We start from the raw sequence: 23,755 nt of genomic DNA, 5'->3' as shown, positions 1-23,755 counted from the left end.
TCTTGCCCTCGTCCTTGGAGTCCGAGTCCTTCTTGTCGCGGCTGTCTTCCGCGTCCTGGCCGTGCTCTTCGCCCTTCCAGTCCTTGCTGCCCTCGTCGCCGTGGGCGTCGGCGGCAGCGCCGCCACCCTGGCCGCCGGGCTGGGCGTCGTCGGCGGGCGGTTGCGGCTTGTCCTTGCCGTCTTCGCCCTTGCCGTCTTCGCCCTTACCGTGGTCGTCCTTGCCGTTCTCGTCCTTGCCCTCGTGGTCCTTGCCCTTGTCGTCCTTGCCGTGCTCGTCCTTACCGTGGTCGTCCTTGCCGTTCTCGTCCTTGCCCTCGTGGTCCTTGCCCTTGTCGTCCTTGCCGTGTTCGTCCTTGCCCTTGTCGCGGTCGGAGGAGTTCTCCTCCCCGCGCCACTCGCGGTCCTCGCCCCGGTCGTCGTGCACCGGCTTGAGCTTGACCTTGCCGGTGACCTTGGACCACACGAACGCGTGCTCCTGCCGATCCGGGCAGATCTCGAGGAGCTTGACCTCTTCGCCAGCCTTGACGACGTGCGGCTTGGCGAAGACCTTGCCGTCACGGTCCTTACCGCCGTCGTGGTGTCCGTCGGCGAACGCGATCCCCGGCGCGAACACCAGGAGCGATGCACCGCCGAGCGCGGCACCCGCAACGACCTTCCCGAGCATCTTCTTAGCCATGACCTGCGTCACTCCATCCCTGTTGTCCTGAGCCCGGCGACAACCGAGCTAAGACCGACGTTAGACGGTTTCATGACTTATGAAGTGAAAGATTCGTGTTCTGCGCTTTAGTGCAACTAAGAGGTGAAGGAGTGCTACGCGGCTTTCGCCGGGCAGAGCGCCGTCTCTGCTGGCGCACGTTGTTCCGTGCGTGCCACGGCGTTCCGTGCTCGCCGTGCGCAGCCGGCCGTGGTCGTCCGGTAGTGACGGTCAGGGTCGCGCTCGTGCGGCTCGGGCGCGCTCGGGGGTATCGTCCGAAACGGGCCCAGGGTGGCCCCCGGGCCGCAACGCATCGAGCCATTGCCATGGAAGCGCTCCCATGCGAGAATCGGCGAACGCGGTTCGGGGAGCCACACCGCGCAGGTAGGGAGTCGAGGGCACCCGGTTCACCGGGGCGACATCCCGCCGCCGATCGACCGGCCGCTGCGCCGGTCGGCACCACCACCACCCTCGCCCGTCCGGGTCGGGCACCCCCAAAAAAATCCCGTTGGCGCCGGCGGCCGTCCGTGCAGGACGCCCACCGGGCCGTCTCGCCGGGCCGTACGTGGGCCCGGTCTCGCCCAAGGAGATCAGTGGCATGAATGTGTGGAGAAGGCTGTCCGGTCCACGCCGGGGCCTCGTGCTCGCCGGCGCGGGCGTCCTGGTCGCCGGCGGGTTGGTGACGATCCCGGTTACCGCGGCGCAGGCCGCGACGCAGTGCGACGTCGCCTACACGACCAACGACTGGCCCGGGGGCTTCACCGGGAACGTCACCATCAAGAACCTCGGTGACCCGATCAACGGCTGGACGTTGAGCTGGACTTTCCCCAACTCCAGCCAGCGTGTGCAGCAGGGCTGGTCGGCCGAGTTCAGTCAGTCCGGCAGCCAGGTGACCGCGCGCAACCTGTCCTACAACGGCAACCTCGCCACCGGCGCGTCGACCAGCATCGGCTTCAACGGCGCGTGGAGCGGCAGCAACCCGAAGCCGACCTCGTTCACCGTCAACGGCGTGGTCTGCAACGGTGGTAGCCCCACCACCCCGCCGCCCACCACACCCCCGCCGACCACCCCGCCGCCCACCACGCCTCCACCCACCACCCCGCCGCCGACCACGCCTCCGCCCACCACCCCTCCGCCGGGCACGAAGGTGGACAACCCGTACGCCGGGGTGCGCGGGTACGTGAACCCGGAGTGGAAGGCCAAGGCGGACGCTGAGGCGGGCGGAAGCCGGGTCTCCAACAACCCCACCGCCGTCTGGCTGGACCGGATCGCCGCCATCAACGGCACTCCGGACAGCAGCTCCAACGGTGCGTTCGGGGTGCGTCAGCACCTGGACGAGGCGCTGCGCCAGGGCGCCGGGTACATCCAGTTCGTGATCTACAACCTGCCCGGCCGGGACTGCTCCGCGCTCGCCTCCAACGGCGAGCTTGGCCCGAACGAGCTGCCGCGGTACAAGGCCGAGTACATCGACCCGATCGCCGCGATCCAGGGCGACTCGAAGTACCGGAACCTGCGGATCATCAACGTCATCGAGATCGACTCGCTGCCGAACCTGATCACCAACACGTCCGGTCAGGCCGGTGGCACGGTCATGTGTGACACGGTCAAGGCCAACGGCGCGTACGTCAACGGTGTCGGCTACGCCCTCGCCAAGCTGGGCGCGCTCGGCAACGTCTACAACTACATCGACGCCGGCCACCACGGCTGGCTCGGTTGGGACACCAACTTCGGCCCGACCGCCGACATTCTGAAGACCGCCGCGGTCGCCTCCGGCAGCACGGTGAACAACGTGCACGGGTTCATCGTCAACACGGCGAACTACTCGGCGCTGCGCGAGCCGTACTTCAAGGTCACGGACAACGTGAACGGCCAGACGGTGCGGCAGTCCAAGTGGGTCGACTGGAACTACTACGTCGACGAGTTGTCGTTCGCCCAGGCGTTCCGCGACAAGCTGGTGTCGATCGGCTTCAACTCCGGCATCGGCATGCTGATCGACACGTCCCGCAACGGCTGGGGCGGCTCCGCGCGGCCCACCGGACCGGGCGCGACGACCAGCGTCGACACCTACGTCAACGGGGGTCGCATCGACCGGCGTGGCCACCTCGGCAACTGGTGCAACCAGGCCGGCGCTGGCCTCGGCGAGCGTCCCCGGGCCAACCCGGAGGCCGGCATCGACGCCTACGTCTGGGTGAAGCCGCCGGGTGAGTCGGACGGCTCCAGCAAGGAGATCCCGAACAACGAGGGCAAGGGCTTCGACCGGATGTGCGACCCGACGTACGGCGGCAACGCCCGCAACGGCAACAACCCGTCCGGAGCGCTGGCGAACGCACCGATCTCCGGTGCGTGGTTCTCCGCCCAGTTCCAGGAGCTCATGCGCAACGCGTACCCGGCGCTCTGACCGGATCGCTTCCGCAACCACCCGCCGCCGGCGGTAGGTGAGGCACTGCCGGCGGCAGGTTCCCCGGGTCCCCGATCCGACCGTGATGGTCGGGTCGGGGACCCACCCCGTACCCCGGTCAGGGCACGGTGCGCTCGATCGCCGCCCGACCCTGCTCGGCCAGGTCGCGGCGGGCCTTGTCCAGGTTCTCCGGGGTGAGGTCCTGCCCTCGGGCCATCACCAGGTCCTCCGGCTCCCAGGGCTGCTCCGCCCCGGTACGGATGTTGTCCCCGCCCGCGCCGGTGCCCGTCCCGGTCGCACCGGTGCCGGCAGCGTAGGGGTCACCGATCAGCTCGGCGGTGCCCGGCGCGAGGTCGTCCGGCCGGCCGCGAGGCTCGGAGAAGGCCGGGGTGTCCCGGTCCGGGCCACCGCCGGTTCGCAGCTGCGGGACGGTGGCGTCATCATCCACCGCCGAGGCCACCTCCGGGCTGTCCTCCAAGGGCGGTTGGCGATCGCGATCGGTCATGGTGCTGCCTCCTGGGTCCGACACGGTGCCTGATTTCCCTCGCGTACCCCCTGGTGTCCTGCTCATGCCGCACGGCCCGGCCGTCAGGTGCCGGGCTGCTGCTCGTTGGGGGACGGCGGTTCCGCCGGGCGTAGCCACTGCCAGAGCAGCATGAGCAGGCCGAAGGCGAGCATCGCCAGCCCGGCCCACAGGTTGATCCGTACACCCTCGGCCTTGTCGATCTCAGCCCGGCTGTCGAAGATGCCGATCAGCGTCACGATGATCCCGTACGCCACGAAGAGGCCACCGATCACCCGCCGGATGTCGAACAGCCTGGCCGCGGCGGAGCGCCGCTGTTCCGCCTGCGTCTCGTCGATCAGCGGGTCCTGTGCCGGCTGGCCGTGGTTGTCCATCTGCCGACCCCTTTCCTAGAAGACCGGGATGTAGAAGAGAGCGGCCAGCGCGACCGCGATCACACCGAGCAGCACGGGGGAGCGGTACCAGACGGCGTCCCCGGCGAGCACGTCGCCCTTCAGGTCGACACCGCCCATGCCGTAGACCAGCCCGCGCAGCTCCTCGTCGCGTTTGGGGGCGGTGAGCGGAGTGAGGATCACGGCGACGACCGCCACCGTGACGAAGGCGATGCCGGCGCCCCAGAAGCTCTCCTCCAGGTCCGAGTTGAAGTGGATCACACCGCCCTTGTAGAGCAGGTACGTCGCGAGCGACGCCAGGGTGCCCAGCAGCAGCGACCAGAAGCCGGCCAGCGCGCTCATCCGCTTCCAGAACATGCCGATGATGAACGTGGCGAACAGCGGCGCGTTGAACAGCGAGAACAGCGCCTGGATGTAGTTCATGATGTTGCTGAACCCGGCCGCGATGAACGCGGTCCCGATGCCGATCACCACCGCGCCGACTGTCGCCCACCGGCCGATCCGCAGGTAGTACTCGTCCGAGCGGTCACGGCGGACGTACGCCTGCCAGATGTCGTAGGTGAAGACGGCGTTGAAGCCGCTCACGTTGGCCGCCATGCCGGCCATGAACGAGGCGAGCAGGCCGGTGACCGCCACCCCCAGCACACCGTTGGGGAGCAGGTCGCGCATCAGCAGCGGGATCGCGTTGTTGTACTGCAGGTCGCCGCTCTCCGCGCCGAGCCCCTTGACCGTCACCAGGGCCACCAGGCCGGGGATGACCGTGACCAGGGGAATGAACAGCTTCGGGTACGCGGCGATGATCGGCGTACGGCGGGCGGCGCTCATGTTCTTCGCCGACAGCGCCCGCTGCACCTCGGCGAAGTTCGTCGTCCAGTAGCCGAACGACAGCACGAAGCCGAGGCCGAAGACGATGCCGATCCACTGCGCGCCGAGGGGGTTGGCGGTGGTCGCGGTGTCCTGCCACGTGTGCAGGCCGGCCTCACCGAGCTTGGAGTCGCGCACCGCGTCCATCAGGCCGTTCACTCCGCCGACCTTGACCAGGCCGATCACGGTCACCGGGATGAGACCGGCCAGGATGACGAAGAACTGGAGCACCTCGTTGTAGATCGCACCGGACAGACCGCCGATGGTGATGTACGCCAGCACGATCGCCGCGCCGACCACGACCGCCGTCCAGAGCGGCCAGCCGAGCAGCGCCTGCATCACCAGGGCGAGCGCGTAGAGGTTCACCCCGGCGATCAGCACCTGGGCGACGGCGAAGCTGAGCGCGTTGAGCAGGTGGGTGGGGCGGTTGAACCGCAGCCGCAAATACTCCGGCACGCTGCGGACCTTCGACCCGTAGTAGAAGGGCATCATCACGATCCCCAGGAAGACCATCGCCGGGACGGCGCCGATCCAGTAGTAGTGCAGCGTCATGGCGCCGTACTGGGCCCCGTTCGCGGCCATCCCAATGATCTCCAACGCGCCCAGGTTCGCCGAGACGAAGGCGAGACCGGTCACCCAGGCCGGTAGGGAACGGCCGGAGAGGAAGAAGTCGACGCTGGTCCGGATCGCCCGGCGCGCGGCGAAACCGACCCCGAGGACGGTGACGAAGTACAGCGCCAGGATGAGGTAATCCAGGCCGTTCATGTTGAGCCGAAGACCGCCGCCGTCGTCCATGCCTTGTCACCCCTCGTCCGCCGCGCGTGTCGGTGAGCGCGCGCGGTATTACCCCGGCAGTCGGGTTTCACGCCTCTTTTCCAGGTTCGGCGTATTCGGGCGTGCCGGGGCGGTCTGGCGGCGTTCCGGCCCCGACGGGCGACCTCACGGGTGGCTTTGACGGATGTGCGGAGGCGCCCCGGCCGATCGGCCGGGGCGCCCCTGGTCTGTCGTCGCTCAGCGACCCAGCACGCGGTCCAGGAAGTCCCGGTAGCGGCGCACCGCCACCCGCAGATGCTCGGTGTCCGCCGAGCCGGCGTCCTGCCATCCGCCCAGGGTGGTCTTCTGCGCGGCCAGCGCCGAGGCGAGGGCCTGGATGGCCTCCTCCACCAGCGCCTGCGCCTCGGCGGCTGCGCCCTGCGGATCGTCCACGAAGCGCAGCTGCACGTCCCGCCAGCGATCCCGGAACGCCTGTGCCGTGTCGGCGTCGAGGAGCGCGGCAGCCTCGGCTGCCACGGTCGACCCGGCCGGTAGGGACGTCCCAGCGGACTCCAGCGAGGTGCCGGTGCCGCGTCCGGCCGGCACCGGGTCGGCGTCCGGCGAGACCGCGTCCGGATCGACCATCTCCGGCGTCGCGCTGCCGTAGGCGGCCGCGTCCGAATCGCCACCGGTCGGGGTCAGATCGCCGCGGGCATCGGTGTTCCGGCGGTGCAGCTCGGCGGTGGGATCGGCGCGCAGACCCTCACGCTCGCCGTCCTCGGCACCGTCGCCCGGCTGGGCGGTCCGCTCGGCCCGGGGGTCCGGCTGGTCCTGCGGGCGCGGGCTGGCCAGCGCGGACGCCGCCACCGCGTCGCCCACCGTGGTGGCGCCGAACGTGGTCGGCAGCGGCCCCGGCTCGTGGAACCCGCCCTCGTCGTCCAGGTCGTCGGACCGGTCGTCCGGCCGGCCGCGCCGGTCGGAACCGTCGGGCCGCTCGTCGGCGGCGGACGGGTCGTCGAAGGTGCCCCGGTCGTCCAGGGTGTCCTCGGGCACGTCCGAGCGGCCGGCCCGGTCGCCGGCTGGCGGCACCGGAACCGGCTCGGAACGGACCCCCTCCGGATGGTCGTTGCTCACCTGCTGGTCTTCATGGCGCATCGGTGGCCTCCTCAGCGGCTCGTGGCGTCGTGCGGGGTGTCCGGGTGGCGCTGCTCGGGCGGGTGGTGGCCGACCGGCTCCTCGCCGAGCAGGTCGGCGAAGAGTGCCCGGTAGTGCACGACCGCCTGGCGCAGCTCCTCGGTGCTGGCCTCGCCCCGGGAGTTGCGCAGGTGGATCTCGTGCGCGTCCCGGTAGTTGGTCAGGGTGCGGGCGTGGTCGACGGAGAGGTGCGCGGTCTGGTCGGAGAAGTCCCCGGTTGGGTAGCCCTGCTCCTCGATGAGCCGGGTGACCAGTTCGTCCGCGTCACCCACGGTCTCGCTAGGCGAGTCGATGAAGCGGACCTGGAGTTCCTCCCAGGCAGCGGCGTAGCGGGCCCGGGACTCCGGGCTGAGCGGGGTGAGCTCGAGTTCGGCGTGCCGGCGTTCCCGGTCGCGCAGCTCGCGCTCCGCGGCGGACCGGCTGTCCTGCTCGGCAACCACCCGGTCGTACTCCGGGCCGAACCGGCTGCGCAGCTCGCGGCGCCGGATGAGCGACCGGGCGGCCACGGCCAGTGCCGCGATCACCAGCACGACGAGCACGATGACGATTATCTGCGTGGGCGACATGGGCTCCTCCTTCGTTACCGGTATTCCCTCCGCGCACTGATCGCCAATCCCGTTCCGGCGCACTTTCCTTGCCGGCCTGCGTTCGACGTCGAGATTTCCTCCCCGGCGATGACGAGGCACACAGTGCCGCGTCCGACTAAAACTTGACTCATTCCAGAAAACGAGCTTGGGTGGGGTGATGCCGGCTCGCGACCTCGACTGTCAGCCCGAGCACCGATCAGACACGCCGCACCAGCCATCTGGAGGAGAGCGATGAGCGACCAGGCCAATAAGCCGATCCTCACCACCCGGCAGGGTCACCCCGTCAACAACAACCAGCAGCAGCGGACGGTCGGCTCGCGCGGTCCCGCGACCCTGGAGAACTACCACTTCCTGGAAAAGATCAGCCACTTCGACCGGGAGCGGATCCCGGAGCGGGTGGTGCACGCGCGTGGTTTCGTCGCGCACGGCGAGTTCGAGGCGTACGGGACCATCGGCGACAAGCCGGCCGCGACGTACACCCGGGCCAAGCTGTTCCAGACCAAGGGCAAGAAGACCCCCGTCACCATCCGGTACTCCACCGTCATCGGCGGCCGGGACTCCTCCGAGGCCGCCCGCGACCCGCGCGGCTTCGCGGTCAAGTTCCGCACCGAGGATGGCAACTGGGACGTGGTGGGCAACAACCTCCAGGTCTTCTTCATCCGCGACGCGATCAAGTTCCCCGACGTGATCCACTCGCTGAAGCCGGACCCGGTGACCTTCCGGCAGGAGCCGAACCGGATCTTCGACTTCATGTCGAACTCGCCGGAGTCGATGCACATGTTGACCTGGCTCTTCTCCCCGTACGGCATTCCGAAGAACTACCGCACCATGCGCGGCTCCGGGGTGAACACCTACCGTTTCGTCAACGCCCAGGGCGAGGGCGTGCTGGTCAAGTTCCACTGGATGACCCAGCAGGGCGAGCACAACCTGACCCAGGCCGAGGCGGACGCCATCCAGGCCACCGAGTTGGGCCACGCCTCCAGGGACCTCTACGAGGCCATCGAGCGCGGTGAGTACCCGCAGTGGGAGCTCAACGTGCAGGTCATGAGCGACGACGAGCACCCGGAGCTGGACTTCGACCCGCTTGACGACACCAAGATCTGGCCGGAGGAGCAGTTCCCGTACCTGCCGGTCGGCATGATGACGCTCAACCGCAACATCACCGACCACCACAACGAGAACGAGCAGATCGCCTTCGGCACCGGCGTGCTGGTCGACGGCATCGACTTCTCCGACGACAAGATGCTGGTCGGCCGGACCTTCTCCTACTCGGACACCCAGCGCTACCGGGTCGGTCCGAACTACCTCCAGCTGCCGGTGAACCGGCCGCGCGAGGACGTCGAGGTCAGCACCAACCAGGGTGGCGGCCAGATGTCGTACGGGGTGGACAACCGGGGCGGTAACCCGCACATCAACTTCGAGCCGTCCTCGGTCGCCGGCCTCCAGGAGGCCGACGAGTCCTACCGGGAGTACCGGCCGTTCGTCTCCGGGCAGATCATGAAGGCCCCGATCGAGCGGCAGAACAACTACGCCCAGGCGGGCCACCGCTTCCGCGAGATGGCGGACTGGGAGCGCGACGACCTGATCCTCAACCTGACCGGGCTGCTGGCCCAGTGCGACAAGCACATCCAGGAGAAGATGGTCTGGCACTTCAGCCAGTGCGACGAGAACTACGGCCGTCGGGTCGCCGAGGGGCTCGGCATCGCCGACAGCGCCTGATCCGTCCCACAGCACCACGAACGCCCCGCCGGTCCGCCGGCGGGGCGTTCGCCGTTGCCCGGTGGGCTGCGTCCCGGAGCGTCGATGTCGGCGCGACAGGCGGTAGTGCAACTGCCCTCGATTACGTATCCTGCCCAAGGCGCCCGCGCCGGTGCCCGGCGTCACTGCCGGGCGCGCAGCCGGCCGACGCGTTGCCCGGCGGTGCCGGCACCCCTCCTGCCACCCCTGTACGGGCGAGGTCTGATGAGAACCCGCGACTGGCCGATCCGCTCGAAGCTGACCGCGTTGGTCGTCGCGCCGGTGACCGCGCTCCTGGCGCTGTGGATCTTCGCGACCACGCTGACCTTCGGTCCCGCCCTGAACCTGCTCTCCGCCCGCACCCTGCTGTACGACCTGGGCCGCCCCGGCGAGGTCGTGGTCACCGAGTTGCAACGGGAACGCCGGCTCTCGGTCGTGCAGCTCGCGGGCACCACCGAGCTGCCCGCCCTGGCCGAGCAGCGCGAGCGCACCAATCGGGCGGTCGCCGAGCTGCGCCGCCGGGTCGACGGGGAAGCCCTGCGCGACGCCGCGGACGACCTGCTGGAGACCCGGGTCGACCAGCTGCTCACCGCCCTGGCGGCGCTGCCGGCCGGCCGGGACTTCATCGACGACCGCAAGGTGGACCGGGCCGGCGCGCTCGGGCTGTACAGCGGCATGGTCTCCGCGGCCTTCCAGGCGTTCGCCGGCATGGCGACCCTGACCGACCCGGACATCAACCGGCAGGCACTGGCGCTCACCGCGTTGGGTCGCTCCCGGGAGCTGCTCGGCCAGAGCGACGCGATGCTGGCCGGCGCGCTGACCGCCGGTCGGTTCGCCGAGGGGGAACACAGCCAGCTCGTGCAGGCCATCGGCAACCAACGGTGGCTCATCGAGAACGCCGTGGCCGACCTGCCCGAGACCGGCCGGGCCGCGTACCAACGGTTGACCGAGGGCGAGGCGTTCACCCGGCTACGCACGATGCAGGACACGCTGATCGAGGCCAACCGGTCCGGCCGGCCGCCGGTCGACGCGGCGGCCTGGCAGGCCAGCCATGACGCGGTGCAGCAGCAGTTGCGCGACTTCGAGCTGGCCGAGGCCGACGGCCTCACCGACCGCTCGGTGCCGATGGCGGTCCGCATCCTGGCGCGGCTGGCCGCCGCCGGCGTGCTCGGGCTCGTCGCCGTGGTGGTCTCGGTGCTGGTGGCGCTGCGGGTCGGCCGCACGTTGGTCCGGCGGCTCAGCGGCGTCCGGACCGCCGCGCTGGAGCTGGCCGAACACCGTCTGCCGGACGTGGTGACCCGGCTGCGTCGTGGCGAGGTGGTCGACGTCGCCCGGGAGGCGCCGCCGCTGGATCACGGCCACGACGAGATCGGCGAGGTCGGGCGCGCCTTCACCGAGGTACAGCGCACCGCCGTCCAGGCCGCGGTGGACGAGGTCACCCTGCGTCGCGGGCTCAACGAGGTCTTCCTCAACATCGCCCGACGGAGCCAGAGCCTGGTCCACCGTCAGCTGCATCTGCTGGACCGGATGGAGCGACGCGCCGAGGACCCGGACGAGTTGGCCGAGCTGTTCCAGGTCGACCACCTGGCAACGCGGCTCCGCCGGCACGCCGAGGACCTGGTCATCCTCGCCGGCTCCGCGCCCGGCCGCGGATGGCGCAACCCGGTCGCGATGGTCGACCTGATCCGCGGCGCGATCTCCGAGGTCGAGGCCTACGACCGGGTGGACATCACCGCCGTGCAACCGGCGGGCGTGCTGGGCCGGGCAGTCGGCGACGTCATCCACCTGCTCGCCGAGCTGGTCGAGAACGCGACCGCCTTCTCCCCGCCGGACACCCGGGTCACCGTGACCGGCGAACCAGCAGGCGACGGGTACGCCCTGGAAATCACCGACCAGGGGCTGGGCATGTCCGCCGCGGCGCTGCAGACCGCCAACACCCGACTGGCCAGCTCACCCGAGTTCGACCCGGCGCAGAGCGCCCGACTCGGTCTGTTCGTGGTGGCCCGACTGGCGGCCCGGCACGGCGTACAGGTGCGGTTGCGCCCCTCCGGGGAGGGCGGGGTGACCGCCGTGGTGCTGGTCCCCACCGACCTGGTCACCACCGAGCCGCCGGCCGGCCCCGACCCTGCCACGCTGGGGGCCGCCTCGGCCGACCCGAGCCGGCGGCTGGCTCGAACGGCCCGCCGGGGCGCCGCGCCCCGCCCACGTACCCGCCCGTCCACGGCCCGGCCCGCCGCCGCAGCCCCGCCCGCCGGAGCACCGACCTCGGACACGTCGCCGGCCAACGGGCTCGGCGATGAAGGGTCAGCGTCCTCCGACGCGACGGCCGACGACCTGGACGGCCTGCCCCGCCGGCAGCGGCGTCACACCCCCACGGCCCAGCCCCGGTCGACCGTCACCGACACCCCGACGCCCCGATCCCCGGAGGAGGTGCGCCGGGTGATGGCGGCCCTCCAGGCTGGCACCACCCGCGGACGCGCCACCGCCATCACCCCCGCCGCTCCGGCGGCACCGGCGGCGTCGACTGTTCCGCCCGGGCCGGCGACGCCCCCCGAACCTCCGACCGCGACTGAGAGGGACGCCTAGTGCGGCATTCGACGAAGCAGAGCGCCGGCCTCGACTGGTTGCTCGACGACCTGGTGCAACGCGTACCGGCCGCCCGGGAGGCGGTGGTGCTCTCCGCTGATGGCCTGCTGCTCGGCTGCTCGGCCGAGTTGGAGCGCTCCGACGCCGAGCACCTCTGCGCGCTCGCCGCCGGCTTCTCCAGCCTGGCCCGGGGCGCCAGCCGGCACGTGGACGGCGGCCCCGTCCGGCAGACCGTGGTGGAGATGGAGTCGGCGTACCTCTTCGTCACTGCCGCCGGACAGGGCGCCTGCCTGGCGGTGGTGAGCGACGTCGACGCGGACATCGGGTTGGTCGCGTACGAGATGGCGATGCTGGTCATCCGGGTGGGGGAGAGCCTCGCAGCGCCGGCCCGATCGTCGGTGGGAACCGGTGATGCGGGCTGAGCCGCCCGGGCCGCAGCACGAGTGGCTGGACGGCGACGCCGGCCCGGTGGTGCGCCCGTACACCCTCACCGGAGGCCGGGTACGCTCCGCCGTCGACGGTTTCAACCTGGTCGCGTTCGTGCTGGCCGGGTCGGACGTCGACGCGGCGAGCCACCCGCATGTGCTCCCGGAGCATCGGCGGCTGGTCGCGTTGGCCCGCCGGCCGGTGTCGGTGGCCGAGTTGGCAGCCGAGCTGGACCTCGCGGTCGGTGTAGTCCGGGTCCTGCTCGGTGACCTCCTGGCTCAGGGCCTGGTCGCGGTGCACGAGCCGCCGGCCGCCGGAACCCTTCCCGACGACGACATCCTCAAGGCGGTGGTCAGTGGACTCCGTGCGCTATGACCATGCGGGCACCAGCACCACCATCCCGCTGGCACTGAAGATCCTCATCGCGGGAGGCTTCGGGGCTGGCAAGACGACGTTGGTGAGTGCCCTGAGTGAGGTGCGTCCGTTGCAGACCGAGGAGGTGTTGACCGGAGCCGGGATAGGCACCGACGACATCTCCGGGGTGGAGGGAAAGTCGACCACCACGGTGGCGATGGACTTCGGCCGGATCACCATCAACGAAGACCTGCAGGTCTACCTGTTCGGCACCCCGGGTCAGGACCGGTTCTGGTTCCTCTGGGACGAGCTGGCCTTTGGCGCACTCGGCGCGGTGGTGCTCGCCGACACCCGCCGGCTGGCCGACTGCTTCCCCTCGATCGACTACTTCGAGCAGCGTGGCATCCCGTTCGTGGTGGGCGTGAACTGCTTCGAGGACTCCCGCCGTTTCAATCTGGAGACCGTACGCCGGGCGCTCGACCTGGACCCGGACGTGCCGATGGTGCTCTGCGACGCCCGGGACCGGCAGTCCGGAAAGATGGTTTTGATCTCTCTGGTCGAGCACGTGGCGCGGCAGCGTGGGGAGCCGGTGCCGGCGGCCTGAGATCCGGGCTGGAAAGCCGGTTAACGGGCGGGCAACGCGGGCAGCCTCTGATTGGATCAGCGGAGAATGCCGGCGGAGGAGTGGAACGTGAGTGGTCGGGGCGAGATCGTCCATATCGGGGGTTACACCGCGGAGAGCGACGGGCGGGGCAGCGGCATCGTCGCGGCACACCGTGACCCGGCGACCGGGGCGCTGACCCCGCTCGGCACGGTGGCGGTCACCCCGTCCCCCTCCTTCCTGGCCCGGCACCCCACCCACCCCGTGCTCTACGCGGTCAACGAGCTGGCCGACGGGGCGATCAGCGCCTGGCGGGTCGGGCCGGACGGCTCGCTGGATCCGCTCGGCAGCCGGTCGACCGGTGGCGCCGAACCCTGCCACCTGGCGGTGCTGTCCGACGGCGGCCATCTGGTGGCCGCCAACTACGGCAGCGGCAGCGTCGCGGTCTTCCCGCTCGACCCACAGGGCGTGCCCGGCGAGCGCACCGACGTGGTGGTGCATGAGGGGCACGGCCCCGACCCCGAGCGTCAGGACCACGGGCACGCCCACATGGTCTCCCCGGGCGCGGGCCGGGGGCCGCTCCTCGCGGTGGACCTCGGCACCGACTCGGTCTACCGGTACGACCTGGACGGCGCGAGCGGGCGCCTGGTGCCCCGTGCGCCCCGGATCCGGACGACGCCCGGCACCGGGCCCCGGCATCTGGCCCGCCACCCGGACGGGCGGCGCTGCTACCTCGTCGGTGAGCTGGACGCCTCGGTCACCGCGTACGAACTGACCGACGACGGCGCGTTGCACCAGCGCGGTCGGGTCGAGGCGAGCGCGCGGCCCGGCCATGTCCAGCCGTCGGAGGTCGCGGTCGGCCCGGACGGCCGGTTTCTCTACGTCGCCAACCGCGGGGTGGGGACCCTGGCGGTCTTCACCCTGGCGGGTGAGCTGCCCGAGCTTGTGGCCGAAGTGGACACCGGTGGTCAGTGGCCCCGGCACTTCGCACTGATCGGGGAGCACCTCTACGTCGCCGACGAGCGGGCGGACATGGTGCGTGTCTTCCGGCGGGATGCCGCCACTGGCGTCCCGGAGCCCGTTGGAGAGCCGGTGCCGGTGCCGAGCCCGACCTGTGTGCTGCCCTGAGCCGCGGAGTCGAGATGCGAGGGCGGCACTGATTCGGCAACGCCATGGGGCCGGCTCGTCACTCTATGTACCGAAATAGCGATCAACTGTTTCTCCTGCGTAACTTTCGTCCGAACGGATGTGGCAGAGCGGGCACCTTGTACGCAAGATGGTCACCGTGTCAGCAGGCCGCCATCGCATGAGTTCGAAACTCCATCTAGCAGCCGCCGCCGGGACGGCGACGGTGCTCGTCGTCACGGCCGGTGCCTGGTTCGGCTATCGGGAGTTGATCCAGCCCAACTGCTCGGGCGAGATCCGGCTCGCCGTGGCGGTCGCCTCCGAGCTCGCGCCCGCGGTGGACGCCGCCGCGTCCCAGTGGGTGAAGGACGGCGCTGCGGTGGGCCCCACCTGTATCCGGGTGGACGTCTCCGCGTCCGACCCGGTTGACGTGGCTGCCGTGGTGGCGGCCAAGCACGGCGCGGTCCTGGCCGGAGTTGGGCAGGCCAGCGGCACCGCCGTCAGCCCGGACGTCTGGGTTCCCGACTCCTCGACCTGGCTGCTGCGGTTGAAGAAGGACGCGACCGCGTTCGCTCCGACCAACGGCGCGTCCATCGCGCGTAGCCCCATCGTCGTCGCGATGCCGGAGCCGATCGCCGCCCGGCTGGGCTGGCCCGACAAGAAGTTCAACTGGACCGATCTGCTCAAGCAGGTCAACAACACCAGCACGCCTCTGCGCACCGGGATCGTCGAGCCGACCCGCGACGCGGCCGGTCTGTCCGGCCTGCTCTCGCTGACCGCGGCCGCCAGCGCCGCCGGCGGCGACGCTCAGCGCAACACCGTCGGCGCGCTTCGGGCGCTGGCCACCGGGCGTTCCTCGCTCCGCAACGACCTGCTGGCCCGCTTCCCGACCGCCAACGACGCGACGTCCATCGCCAGCGGTCTCGGCGCCGCCGCGCTGTCCGAAGAAGACGTGATCGCCTACAACAGCAAGAAGCCGCCGGTGCCGCTCGCCGCGCTCTACATGGAGCCGGCGCCGATGCCGCTGGACTACCCGTACGCGGTGCTGCCCGGCATCGAGCCGAGCAAGGCGTCGGCGGCCCGGGTGCTGTTCGAGTTGCTCACCAGCCCCACCTTCCGCAACCGGCTCGCGGCGCAGTCACTGCGTGCGCCGGACGGCAACTGGGGCGAGGGCTTCAAGGCGCCGCAGGGTGCTCCGAGCCCGTCCGGCGGCGCGCCGACCGCACCCGCGAACGGCGGCACCGCGGCGGGTGGCCTGGATCCGGCCGCCATCCAGCGGGTCGTCTCCAGCTGGTCGATCGCCACCCAGTCCGGTCGGATGCTGGCCGTCATCGACGTCTCCGGCTCGATGAAGGAACCTGTGCCCAGCGCCAACAACCGAAGCCGGGAGGAGGTCACCGTGGACGCGGCCCGTCGTGGCCTCGGCCTCTTCGACGACTCCTGGTCGATCGGCCTGTGGACCTTCTCCACCAGACTGGTCGGCAACCGGGACTACCGGGAGCTGGTCCCCATCGGGCCGCTCTCCGGCCAGCGGGCCCAGTTGGAGGGCGCGCTCGCCACCGTCAAGCCCTCCAGCGGCGACACCGGCCTCTACGACACCATGCTGGCCGCGTACCAGGCGGTGCAGGAGAACTGGCAGCCCGGCCGGGTCAACTCGATCGTGCTGTTCACCGACGGCAAGAACGAGGACGAAAACGGCCTCAACCAGCAGCAGCTGCTCGGCAAGCTCAAGCAGGTCGCCGACCCGGAGCGGCCGGTCCAGGTCATCATGATCGGTATCGGCGAGGGCGTCAGCAAGGCAGAGCTGGAGTCGATCACGAAGGTGACCGGCGGCGACGTCTTCGTCACCAAGGACCCGAGCGAGATCGGCACCATCTTCCTCAGCGCCATCGCGCGGCGCCCGCCGGCACCGCGCTGAGCCGACGCTCAGACGAGAAGGGGCCTGCCGTACCGTCGATCCGGTATGGCAGGCCCCTTCTCGGTCACGAGTTTGTTGAAGAAAAGTGACGGCAATACGTCCGAAGCAATCGGCCATCATAGTTGTCGAGGCAGGATGTCGACGTGTTCCGCGATAGTCGGTCCGCTTCTGGTCCGACCCGGCCGGGGCCATCCTGAACAGAGTGGGGAGGCCCGGTGACCGCGGCGACACTGCTGACCCCCGCCACGTCGGCGGAGCCGAACGGCCGTCGTGCCGGGCTGGTGGCGCGCGCCGACGAACGGTCCTACGTTCGGGTCCTGGTGGTGCTGGACACCACCATCCTCATCATCGCGCTGCTCATCGGGTACGTCACCCGCTTCGGTGACGATGAACCGACCGGCTCGGACGTCCCGTACGTGTTGGTCGCCCCGGGGTTGGTGCTGGCCTGGCTGATCTCGCTGAAGGCGCTCGGCTGCTACGACGACCGGGTGATCGGCTACGGGGCGGACGAGTACCGGCGGGTCAGCTCCGCCAGCCTGCGCCTGGCCGGTGCGATAGCGATCATCGGCTACATCGCCGACGTCGGCGTCTCCCGGGGTTTCCTGGGCATCTCCTTCGCGGTGGGCACAGTCGGGCTGGAGGTGGCACGGTTCGCCGCCCGCAAGCGCCTGCACCGGGCCCGCTCGATGGGCGTCGGCTGGTCCCGCAAGGTGCTGGTGGTCGGCGACACCGCCCACGTGTTGGAGTTGGTGCACACGCTGCGCCGCGAGCCGTACGCCGGCTACCAGGTGGTCGGCGCGTGCATCCCCGACGCGCTGCTCGCGCCGGTGGCGCAGCGGCTGGGTGACGTGCCGGTGGTGGGGTCGTTCCGCGGTATCCCGGAGGCCGCCACCGCGATCGGCGCGGACACCGTCGCGGTGACCGCCTCCGGCGAGCTGACCGCCACCCGGCTGCGCCGCCTCGGCTGGCAGTTGGAGGGGACCGGCGTCGACCTGGTCGTGGCACCCGCGCTGACCGACGTCGCCGGTCCGCGGATCCACACCCGGCCGGTGGCCGGCCTGCCGCTGATCCACGTCGAGGCGCCCGAGTTCCGCGGGGCACGCAAGCTGGTGAAGGGCCTCGTCGACCGGTCCGTGTCGTCCCTGGCGCTGGCGATGCTGCTGCCGCTGATCGCGTTCATCGCCCTGGCCATCAAACTCGACAGTCGGGGCCCGGTGCTGTTCCGACAGGTCCGCGTCGGCCGGGGCGGGCAGGAGTTCGGCGTGTTCAAGTTCCGCACGATGGTGGTGAACGCCGACGCGCTGCTCGCCGAGCTGACCGCCCGCAACGAGACCGACGGCCTGATGTTCAAGATGCGCCACGACCCCCGGGTCACCCGCGTCGGCCGGCTGCTGCGCAAGTGGTCGCTGGATGAGCTGCCGCAACTGGTCAACGTGCTGTTGGGTCAGATGAGCCTGGTCGGGCCCCGCCCGCCGCTGCCCTCGGAAGTGGCCCGCTACGACGGCGACGTGGCCCGGCGGCTCCTGGTCAAGCCCGGCATGACCGGCCTGTGGCAGGTCAGCGGCCGCTCCGACCTGAGCTGGGAGGACGGCATCCGGCTCGATCTCTACTACGTGGAGAACTGGTCCCTCGCCGCCGACCTCACCATCCTCTGGAAGACCTTCGGTGCGGTACTGAACGGCCGGGGCGCGTACTGACCGCCGCCGGTCACGGTTGTGGGCCGGTCCAGTCCAGGCAGACGACCACCGCGTCGTCGACCAGGTCACCGGCCACGAACGCGCGCAGGTCACCGATCAGTGACCGGACGGCGTCCAGTGGTGCCATCGGACCGGTCCGGCGCAAAAACCGGTCCAGGGCCGTCTCGCCGTAGCGCATCTGCTGCCCGGTGGCCTCCAGCACCCCGTCGCTGACGACGAACACACGGTCGTCGCGCTCCATGGGGAACTTCTGTTCGTGGTAGTCGGTCGCCTCGAACATGCCGAGCGGGAACTGCGCCTCCAAGGGCTGCTCGGTGACCTCCCCGTCGCGCAGCAGGACCAGTCGGGGTGAGCCCGCGTCGACCACGGTCATCAGACCCGAACGCAGGTCCAGTTCCATCAGCAACGCGGACAGGTGCTGCTCGCCCCGGTACAGGTCGTAGATGGCCTGGTCGGCGAGGGCGGCCTGGTCGGCCAGGCTCAGCCCGGCACGGCGCGCGTTGCGCAGCGCGTGGGTGGCCAACGAGGTGAGCAGGGAGGCGGCGACACCCTCACCGGTGCCGTTGATGGTGGACAACCAGAGCCGCTGCCCGTCGTCGGACCAGTCGAAGCTGTCGCCGCGCACCGTGTACGCCGGCTCCAACTGCCCGGCCAGGCTGAACGACGGTCGAATCCGGCTGCGGCCGGGGAGCAGGTCCCACTGCATCTCGGCCGCCAGGGTGAGGCGCTGGGTGCGCCGCGCCGCCCGGTAGACGTCGGTGCCGGCGGAGACTGCCGCCAGCTCGTGGGCGAGCGCGGTGCCGATGTCGGCCAGCGCGGCGAGGACGTCCCGGTCGTCCGGGACGGGCGACAGGCACAGCACACCCCGGCGCTCGCCGCGCATGGTGACCGGCAACCAGGCGGTGCCGTCGGTGAGTATCGGCGACTGGTGGTCGAAGGCACGCCAGGCGGGGTGCCCGGGGCTCGTAATGGGGTCACCCTCGGTGAGCGGCAACAGCTCCGCGAGCCGGTAGTCGACCTGGTAGAGCTCGACGTCGGTGATTCCGTACGACCGGACGAGCACGTCCCCGACCCCGCCGACGAGCAGGTCGGCTGGTGTCTCGTTCAGGGCGCGTCGTGTCTGATTGACCGGTTCGCTCATCATCACTCCCTTACTGAAAGCTCGACGACCAGTGGGTTCGGAGTAGTCTCGGGCCACCATGGCCGAACTGAACGGCCCACCGGGCCCCGAGACGAGTATGGCTGCCGCGTTGGATGCGGCGGCCGCTGCCCTGTTGGGCATCTGGGAATCCGCCCGGGAGGGGACCGCCAACCGCGTTTCCGGTGCCCAGCTACGGGCGGTGATGGTGGTGGAGCAGTCCGACGGGATCAACCTGCGTCGGCTCGCCACCCAGCTCGACATGCTGCTCAGCTCCGCCAGCCGTCTCTGCGACCGGTTGGTCGCTGCCGGCATGCTGCAGCGCGAGCCGGGCCGCTTCGACAGGCGGGAAATCTCGCTGCATCTGACCCCGGATGCCCGCCGGCTCCTCGCTGAGCTGCGGGCCGACCGTCAGGCGCAGCTCGCCACCGTGCTGGATGGGATGAGCGCGAAGGGCCGCGACGCACTGTTGCGCGGGATGCGGGAATTCGACGAGACCGCTCGCCAGCAGCAGGCCCAGAGCACGTCGGGACCGGGCGAGCCGACGGGCCAGGGTGGCTGGCCGGATGCCCCGGATCAGCCCGCTGGGCGGTCGGGGGAGTGGTCGGTCGATTCGGACCGGCAGACCCGCGCGGTGTGGGCGGGCCCGTCGGGCGGCCCGGAACGGTCGGTGGGCACCACCCGGGAGTGGCCGGCCGGCGACCCGCCGGTTGCGCGGACCGCCTGATCCAGCCGCCGATCAACCGGAGTGGGTGCCGATCAGCCGGAGCGGGCCAGCCAACCGGCGGGCTGGGCGACGATCCGGCGGACCACCGATCCGGCGGCACCCACCGCGGCGGCCTCCGCGCCGAGCGTCGACGGCCGGACCGTGACCGGCGACCAGGCGGCGGTGAGCACCCGGCCGGCGATCTCGGCGAGCACCGGAGGGCACAGCCAGGGTGCCAGCGCCGCGTAACCGCCACCGAGCACCACGGTGTCCAGGTCGAGCAGGTTGACGACGCTGGCCACCGCGACACCGAGCGCCGTCCCGGCGTCGTGCAGCGCCCGCAGCGCGTCAGCGTCGCCGGCCTCGGCCAGCTCGGCCAACCGTGCCGTCGCGGTGTCCGCGGGAAGCTCCGCCCGGGCCAGCCCGGCGGCGGCCACGATCGCCTCCTGGCCGGCGTACTGCTCCAGGCAGCCCTGCCCGCCGCAGCGGCACGGACGGCCCTCGGGGTGGACCGGGAGGTGCCCGATCTCGCCGCTCCAACCGCGGACGCCGCGGAACAGCGCCCCGTCCAGCACGATGCCGGCGCCGATGCCCACCTCTCCGGAGATGTGCAGGAAGCTTGACGGGCCGGGTGGCCGGGAGTGCAGCTCGCCGAGCGCGGCGAGGTTGGCCTCGTTGTCCACCACCAGCGCCGGGATGCCGGGTACCTGCTCGATCAGCGGAGGGTGCTCGGCGAGCAGCGCGGGCACCGGCACGTCGCGCCAGCCCAGGTTCGGCGCGAGCCGGACCAGCCCGGCGTCGTCCACCAGGCCGGGCACCGCGAGCGCGGCCCCGGCCAGGGTGAGGCCCTGGTCGGCGGCGTCGTCCCGGGCCTCCGAGGCCAGCTCGACCAGCCGGGCCAGGGCGTCGGCGGGGGCCACCGGGCGCAGGTCGGCCCGATGCACGGTGCGGTGCCGGACCTGGCCACCGAGGTCCACCACGCAGACCGCCAGGTAGTCGACGTTGACCTCCAGGCCGAGCCCGGCCGGGCCCTGGTCGGCCAGGACCAGCCCTCGTGCCGGGCGGCCGGCGCCGGCGCGGGGCGCGGGGTCGGACTCACTGACCAACTGGCCGGCGAGCAGGTCCTCGACCACCGCGGACACGGTGGCTCTGGTCAGGCCGGTCGCGGTCGCCAGATCGGCCCGGGACGGGGGTCGGTGGGCCGCGGCGATCCGGCCGAGCACCAGGGCGAGGTTGAGCTCGCGCAGACTGCCCTGACGGGCTGCGCCGGCCGGGGCGTGGGTGAGGCTCACCCCTTGACAGTGCCATAGGCCGAGCAAATAATTCAATGGTTGAACAAATAGCGGACACCACCACCCCGGAGGTTGCTCATGGCACCCCGTCCCACTCCCGCCGACAAGTTCTCCTTCGGGCTCTGGACCGTCGGCTGGCAGGCTCGCGACCCGTTCGGTGACGCGACCCGCCCCGAGCTCGACCCGGTCGAGGCGGTGCACCGGCTCGCCGAGCTGGGCGCGTACGGCATCACCTTCCACGACGACGACATGATTCCGTTCGGCGTCGACGCCGCCACCCGCGATCAGCACATCGCCCGGTTCCGCAAGGCCCTCGACGAGACCGGCCTCGTGGTGCCGATGGTCACCACCAACCTCTTCACCCACCCGGTCTTCAAGGACGGCGGCTTCACCAGCAACGACCGCGACGTCCGCCGGTACGCGCTGCGCAAGGTGCTGCGCAACGTCGACCTGGCCGCCGAGCTGGGCGCGAGCACCTTCGTGATGTGGGGCGGCCGCGAGGGCTCCGAGTACGACGTCGCCAAGGACGTCCGCGCCGCGCTGGACCGCTACCGCGAGGCGGTGGACCTGCTCACCCAGTACGTCATCGACCGCGGCTACAACCTGCGGTTCGCGCTGGAGCCCAAGCCCAACGAGCCGCGCGGCGACATCCTGCTGCCCACCGTCGGGCACGCGCTCGCCTTCATCTCCCAGCTGGCCCACCCGGAGATGGTCGGCCTCAACCCGGAGGTCGGCCACGAGCAGATGGCCGGGCTCAACTACGCCCACGGCATCGCGCAGGCGCTCTGGCAGGGCAAGTTGTTCCACCTGGACCTCAACGGCCAGCGCGGCATCAAGTACGACCAGGACCTGGTCTTCGGCCACGGTGACCTGATGAACTCGTTCGCCCTGGTGGACCTGCTGGAGAACGGCGGCCCGAACGGCGGGCCGACCTATGACGGCCCCCGGCACTTCGACTACAAGCCCTCCCGGACCGAGGACATGGACGGGGTGTGGGCGTCGGCGGCGGCCAACATGGCCACCTACCTGCTGCTCAAGGAGCGGGCCGCGGCGTTCCGCGCCGACCCCGAGGTGATCGAGGCGCTGGCCGCCAGCAAGGTCGGCGAGCTGAGCACCCCGACGCTCAACCCGGGCGAGGGGTACGAAGACCTGCTCGCCGACCGGACCGCCTTCGAGGAGTTCGACGTCGACGCGGTGGCCGCCCGGGGCTTCGGTTTCGTCCGGCTCAACCAGCTCGCCGTCGAGCACCTGCTCGGCGCCCGCTGAGGCCCGCCATGCCGTTGGTCGCAGGCGTTGACTCGTCCACCCAGTCGTGCAAGGTGGTGATCCGGGACGCGGAGACCGGTGCCCTGCTCCGGCAGGGCCGGGCGCCGCACCCGGACGGCACCGAGGTCGACCCGGAAGCCTGGTGGCAGGCGCTGCGCAGCGCTGCCGACGAGGCCGGCGGGTTGGCCGACGTGGCGGCGATCTCCGTCGCCGGCCAACAGCACGGCATGGTGTGTCTCGACGAGGACGGCCGGGTGGTCCGCCCGGCGCTGCTGTGGAACGACACCCGATCCGCCGACGCCGCCGCCGATCTCGTGGAGGAGGCCGGCGGCGGCGCGGCCGGGCGTCGGTTCTGGGCCGAGGCCGCCGGCAGTGTGCCGGTGGCCAGCTTCACCATCACCAAGCTGCGGTGGCTGGCAAAGCACGAGCCGGAGCTGGCCGCTCGGGTGGCCGCCGTCTGCCTGCCGCACGACTGGCTCACCTGGCGGCTGGCCGGCGCACCGGGGTTGGGCGCGCTGCGTACCGACCGGGGTGATGCCAGCGGCACCGGCTACTGGTCGCCGGCCACCGGCGACTACCGACTGGACCTGCTGGAGCGGGGCTTCGGCCGGCGGTTGGTGGTGCCCGAGGTGCTCGGTCCGGGCGAGTCGGCGGGAAAGCTGGCCGACGGGCTGGGTGGGCCGGGCGGCGCGCTGCTCGGCGCGGGCACCGGGGACAACGCCGCCGCCGCGCTCGGCGTCGGTGCCGGCCCGGGTGACGTGGTCGTCTCGATCGGCACCTCCGGCACCGTGTTCAGCGTCGCCGACGTGCCGGCCGCCGACGAGAGCGGCGCGGTGGCGGGCTTCGCCGACGCGTCGGGTCGGTTCCTGCCGCTGGTCTGCACGCTCAACGCGGCCCGGGTGCTGGACGCCGCCGCCGCGATGCTCGGCGTCAGTCTGGACGAGCTGGCCGAGCTGGCGCTCTCCGCGCCAGCCGGGGCGGACGGGCTGGTCATGGTTCCGTACCTGGAGGGTGAGCGGACGCCGAACCGGCCGCTCGCCACCGGCGCGGTGCACGGGTTGACCCTGCGCACCTCGACCCCCGCGCACCTGGCGCGGGCCGCCGTGGAGGGCATGCTCTGCGCGCTCGCCGACGGCCTGGACGCACTGACCGCGCAGGGTGCCACCGTCCGCCGGGTCATCCTGGTCGGCGGCGGAGCCCGGTCGGCCGCGGTGCGCCGGATCGCGCCGCAGGTCTTCGGCTGCCCGGTCGTCGTCCCGCCAGCCGGGGAGTACGTCGCCGACGGCGCCGCCCGGCAGGCCGCCTGGGTCGCCCTGGGCGGTCCCACGCCGCCGGTCTGGGCGGTCGAGGGCACCGAGGAGTACGCGGCCGAGCCCGTCCCCGCTGTGCGTGACCAGTACGCCGCCGCGCGTGGGATGGTCCTCGACCGGCGCTGACCGTCGGGATCGACGCGGGTGGGTGCCGGTGGAAGCTGACCAGCACCCACCCGCGTGACGGCCTCCTC

19 protein-coding genes and 1 pseudogene are annotated in these 23,755 nt (G+C 71.3%); 12 read left to right on the top strand and 8 right to left on the bottom strand.

The window, feature by feature from the left end:
- A pseudogene (locus ABZS37_RS03425) lies at positions 1-688 on the bottom strand (hypothetical protein); the annotation flags it as partial.
- Positions 689-1,292: 604 nt separating this feature from the next.
- Here ABZS37_RS03425 and ABZS37_RS03420 point away from each other — a divergent pair.
- Positions 1,293-3,092, top strand: coding sequence for a glycoside hydrolase family 6 protein (locus ABZS37_RS03420; RefSeq protein ID WP_355165194.1), 1,800 nt, complete (start codon positions 1,293-1,295; stop codon positions 3,090-3,092).
- Positions 3,093-3,210: 118 nt separating this feature from the next.
- Here the strand turns inward: ABZS37_RS03420 and ABZS37_RS03415 are convergent, their stop codons facing one another.
- From ABZS37_RS03415 to ABZS37_RS03395, 5 genes are all read right to left on the bottom strand, one after another.
- Positions 3,211-3,597, bottom strand: a complete 387-nt coding sequence (locus tag ABZS37_RS03415; RefSeq protein WP_355165193.1) for a hypothetical protein — start codon at positions 3,595-3,597, stop codon at positions 3,211-3,213.
- Between the two features lie 83 nt (positions 3,598-3,680).
- The gene (locus tag ABZS37_RS03410) at positions 3,681-3,989 is read right to left on the bottom strand and encodes a hypothetical protein (protein ID WP_355165192.1); all 309 of its coding nucleotides are present in this window, start codon (positions 3,987-3,989) and stop codon (positions 3,681-3,683) included.
- Positions 3,990-4,004: 15 nt separating this feature from the next.
- Positions 4,005-5,666 carry a sodium:solute symporter family protein gene (locus ABZS37_RS03405; protein WP_355165191.1) on the bottom strand — a complete coding sequence of 554 codons (1,662 nt, stop codon included), beginning with the start codon at positions 5,664-5,666 and terminating at the stop codon, positions 4,005-4,007.
- Between the two features lie 216 nt (positions 5,667-5,882).
- Positions 5,883-6,779, bottom strand: a complete 897-nt coding sequence (locus ABZS37_RS03400) for a hypothetical protein (RefSeq protein ID WP_355165190.1) — start codon at positions 6,777-6,779, stop codon at positions 5,883-5,885.
- A gap of 11 nt (positions 6,780-6,790) precedes the next feature.
- Positions 6,791-7,384, bottom strand: coding sequence for a hypothetical protein (locus tag ABZS37_RS03395; RefSeq protein ID WP_354996220.1), 594 nt, complete (start codon positions 7,382-7,384; stop codon positions 6,791-6,793).
- 252 nt (positions 7,385-7,636) lie between these two features.
- Here ABZS37_RS03395 and ABZS37_RS03390 point away from each other — a divergent pair, with 252 nt between their 5' ends.
- From ABZS37_RS03390 to ABZS37_RS03355, 8 genes are all read left to right on the top strand, one after another.
- Positions 7,637-9,124, top strand: a complete 1,488-nt coding sequence (locus ABZS37_RS03390) for a catalase (protein ID WP_355165189.1) — start codon at positions 7,637-7,639, stop codon at positions 9,122-9,124.
- Positions 9,125-9,367: 243 nt separating this feature from the next.
- Positions 9,368-11,728, top strand: a complete 2,361-nt coding sequence (locus tag ABZS37_RS03385; RefSeq protein WP_355165188.1) for a nitrate- and nitrite sensing domain-containing protein — start codon at positions 9,368-9,370, stop codon at positions 11,726-11,728.
- Complete coding sequence (locus tag ABZS37_RS03380) at positions 11,728-12,150, top strand: roadblock/LC7 domain-containing protein (protein WP_354996217.1); 423 nt, start codon at positions 11,728-11,730, stop codon at positions 12,148-12,150. The genes ABZS37_RS03385 and ABZS37_RS03380 overlap by 1 nt, the downstream gene beginning before the upstream one ends.
- Positions 12,140-12,529: a DUF742 domain-containing protein gene (locus ABZS37_RS03375; protein WP_355165187.1), complete on the top strand. Its 390-nt coding sequence runs from the start codon at positions 12,140-12,142 to the stop codon at positions 12,527-12,529. The genes ABZS37_RS03380 and ABZS37_RS03375 overlap by 11 nt, the downstream gene beginning before the upstream one ends.
- Positions 12,510-13,112 carry an ATP/GTP-binding protein gene (locus ABZS37_RS03370; protein ID WP_355165186.1) on the top strand — a complete coding sequence of 201 codons (603 nt, stop codon included), beginning with the start codon at positions 12,510-12,512 and terminating at the stop codon, positions 13,110-13,112. Before ABZS37_RS03375 ends, ABZS37_RS03370 begins: the two co-directional genes overlap by 20 nt.
- An 87-nt stretch (positions 13,113-13,199) precedes the next feature.
- Entirely contained in the window at positions 13,200-14,237 is a 1,038-nt protein-coding gene (locus tag ABZS37_RS03365) for a lactonase family protein (RefSeq protein WP_355165185.1), read from the top strand.
- A gap of 157 nt (positions 14,238-14,394) precedes the next feature.
- A complete protein-coding gene (locus ABZS37_RS03360) occupies positions 14,395-16,152 on the top strand; it encodes a substrate-binding domain-containing protein (RefSeq protein WP_355165184.1) in 1,758 nt (585 codons plus the stop codon).
- A gap of 281 nt (positions 16,153-16,433) precedes the next feature.
- A complete protein-coding gene (locus ABZS37_RS03355) occupies positions 16,434-17,849 on the top strand; it encodes a sugar transferase (RefSeq protein WP_355165869.1) in 1,416 nt (471 codons plus the stop codon).
- 10 nt (positions 17,850-17,859) lie between these two features.
- Here ABZS37_RS03355 and ABZS37_RS03350 read toward each other — a convergent pair whose 3' ends face one another.
- Positions 17,860-18,990, bottom strand: a complete 1,131-nt coding sequence (locus ABZS37_RS03350) for a PP2C family protein-serine/threonine phosphatase (protein WP_355165183.1) — start codon at positions 18,988-18,990, stop codon at positions 17,860-17,862.
- 58 nt (positions 18,991-19,048) lie between these two features.
- Between ABZS37_RS03350 and ABZS37_RS03345 the strand changes: the two genes are divergently transcribed.
- Positions 19,049-19,714, top strand: a complete 666-nt coding sequence (locus tag ABZS37_RS03345; RefSeq protein ID WP_355165182.1) for a MarR family winged helix-turn-helix transcriptional regulator — start codon at positions 19,049-19,051, stop codon at positions 19,712-19,714.
- A 32-nt stretch (positions 19,715-19,746) separates the two neighbouring features.
- Here ABZS37_RS03345 and ABZS37_RS03340 read toward each other — a convergent pair whose 3' ends face one another.
- Complete coding sequence (locus ABZS37_RS03340; protein ID WP_355165181.1) at positions 19,747-20,985, bottom strand: ROK family transcriptional regulator; 1,239 nt, start codon at positions 20,983-20,985, stop codon at positions 19,747-19,749.
- Positions 20,986-21,063: 78 nt separating this feature from the next.
- On the opposite strand from ABZS37_RS03340, the gene xylA reads away from it, so the two are divergent.
- Both xylA and xylB read left to right on the top strand, forming a co-directional pair.
- On the top strand, positions 21,064-22,251 hold the full coding sequence (gene xylA, locus ABZS37_RS03335) for a xylose isomerase (RefSeq protein WP_355165180.1): 1,188 nt from the start codon (positions 21,064-21,066) through the stop codon (positions 22,249-22,251).
- Positions 22,252-22,259: 8 nt separating this feature from the next.
- Positions 22,260-23,687 carry a xylulokinase gene (xylB, locus tag ABZS37_RS03330; RefSeq protein ID WP_355165179.1) on the top strand — a complete coding sequence of 476 codons (1,428 nt, stop codon included), beginning with the start codon at positions 22,260-22,262 and terminating at the stop codon, positions 23,685-23,687.
- Positions 23,688-23,755 lie beyond the last annotated feature (68 nt).

The sequence above is a fragment of the Micromonospora sp. NPDC005413 genome, from assembly GCF_040606435.1.
In the GTDB taxonomy this organism is placed as follows: Bacteria; Actinomycetota; Actinomycetes; order Mycobacteriales; family Micromonosporaceae; genus Micromonospora.
Note: the sequence above shows the minus strand (reverse complement) of the source record. Positions and strands in the feature narration are given on the sequence as shown.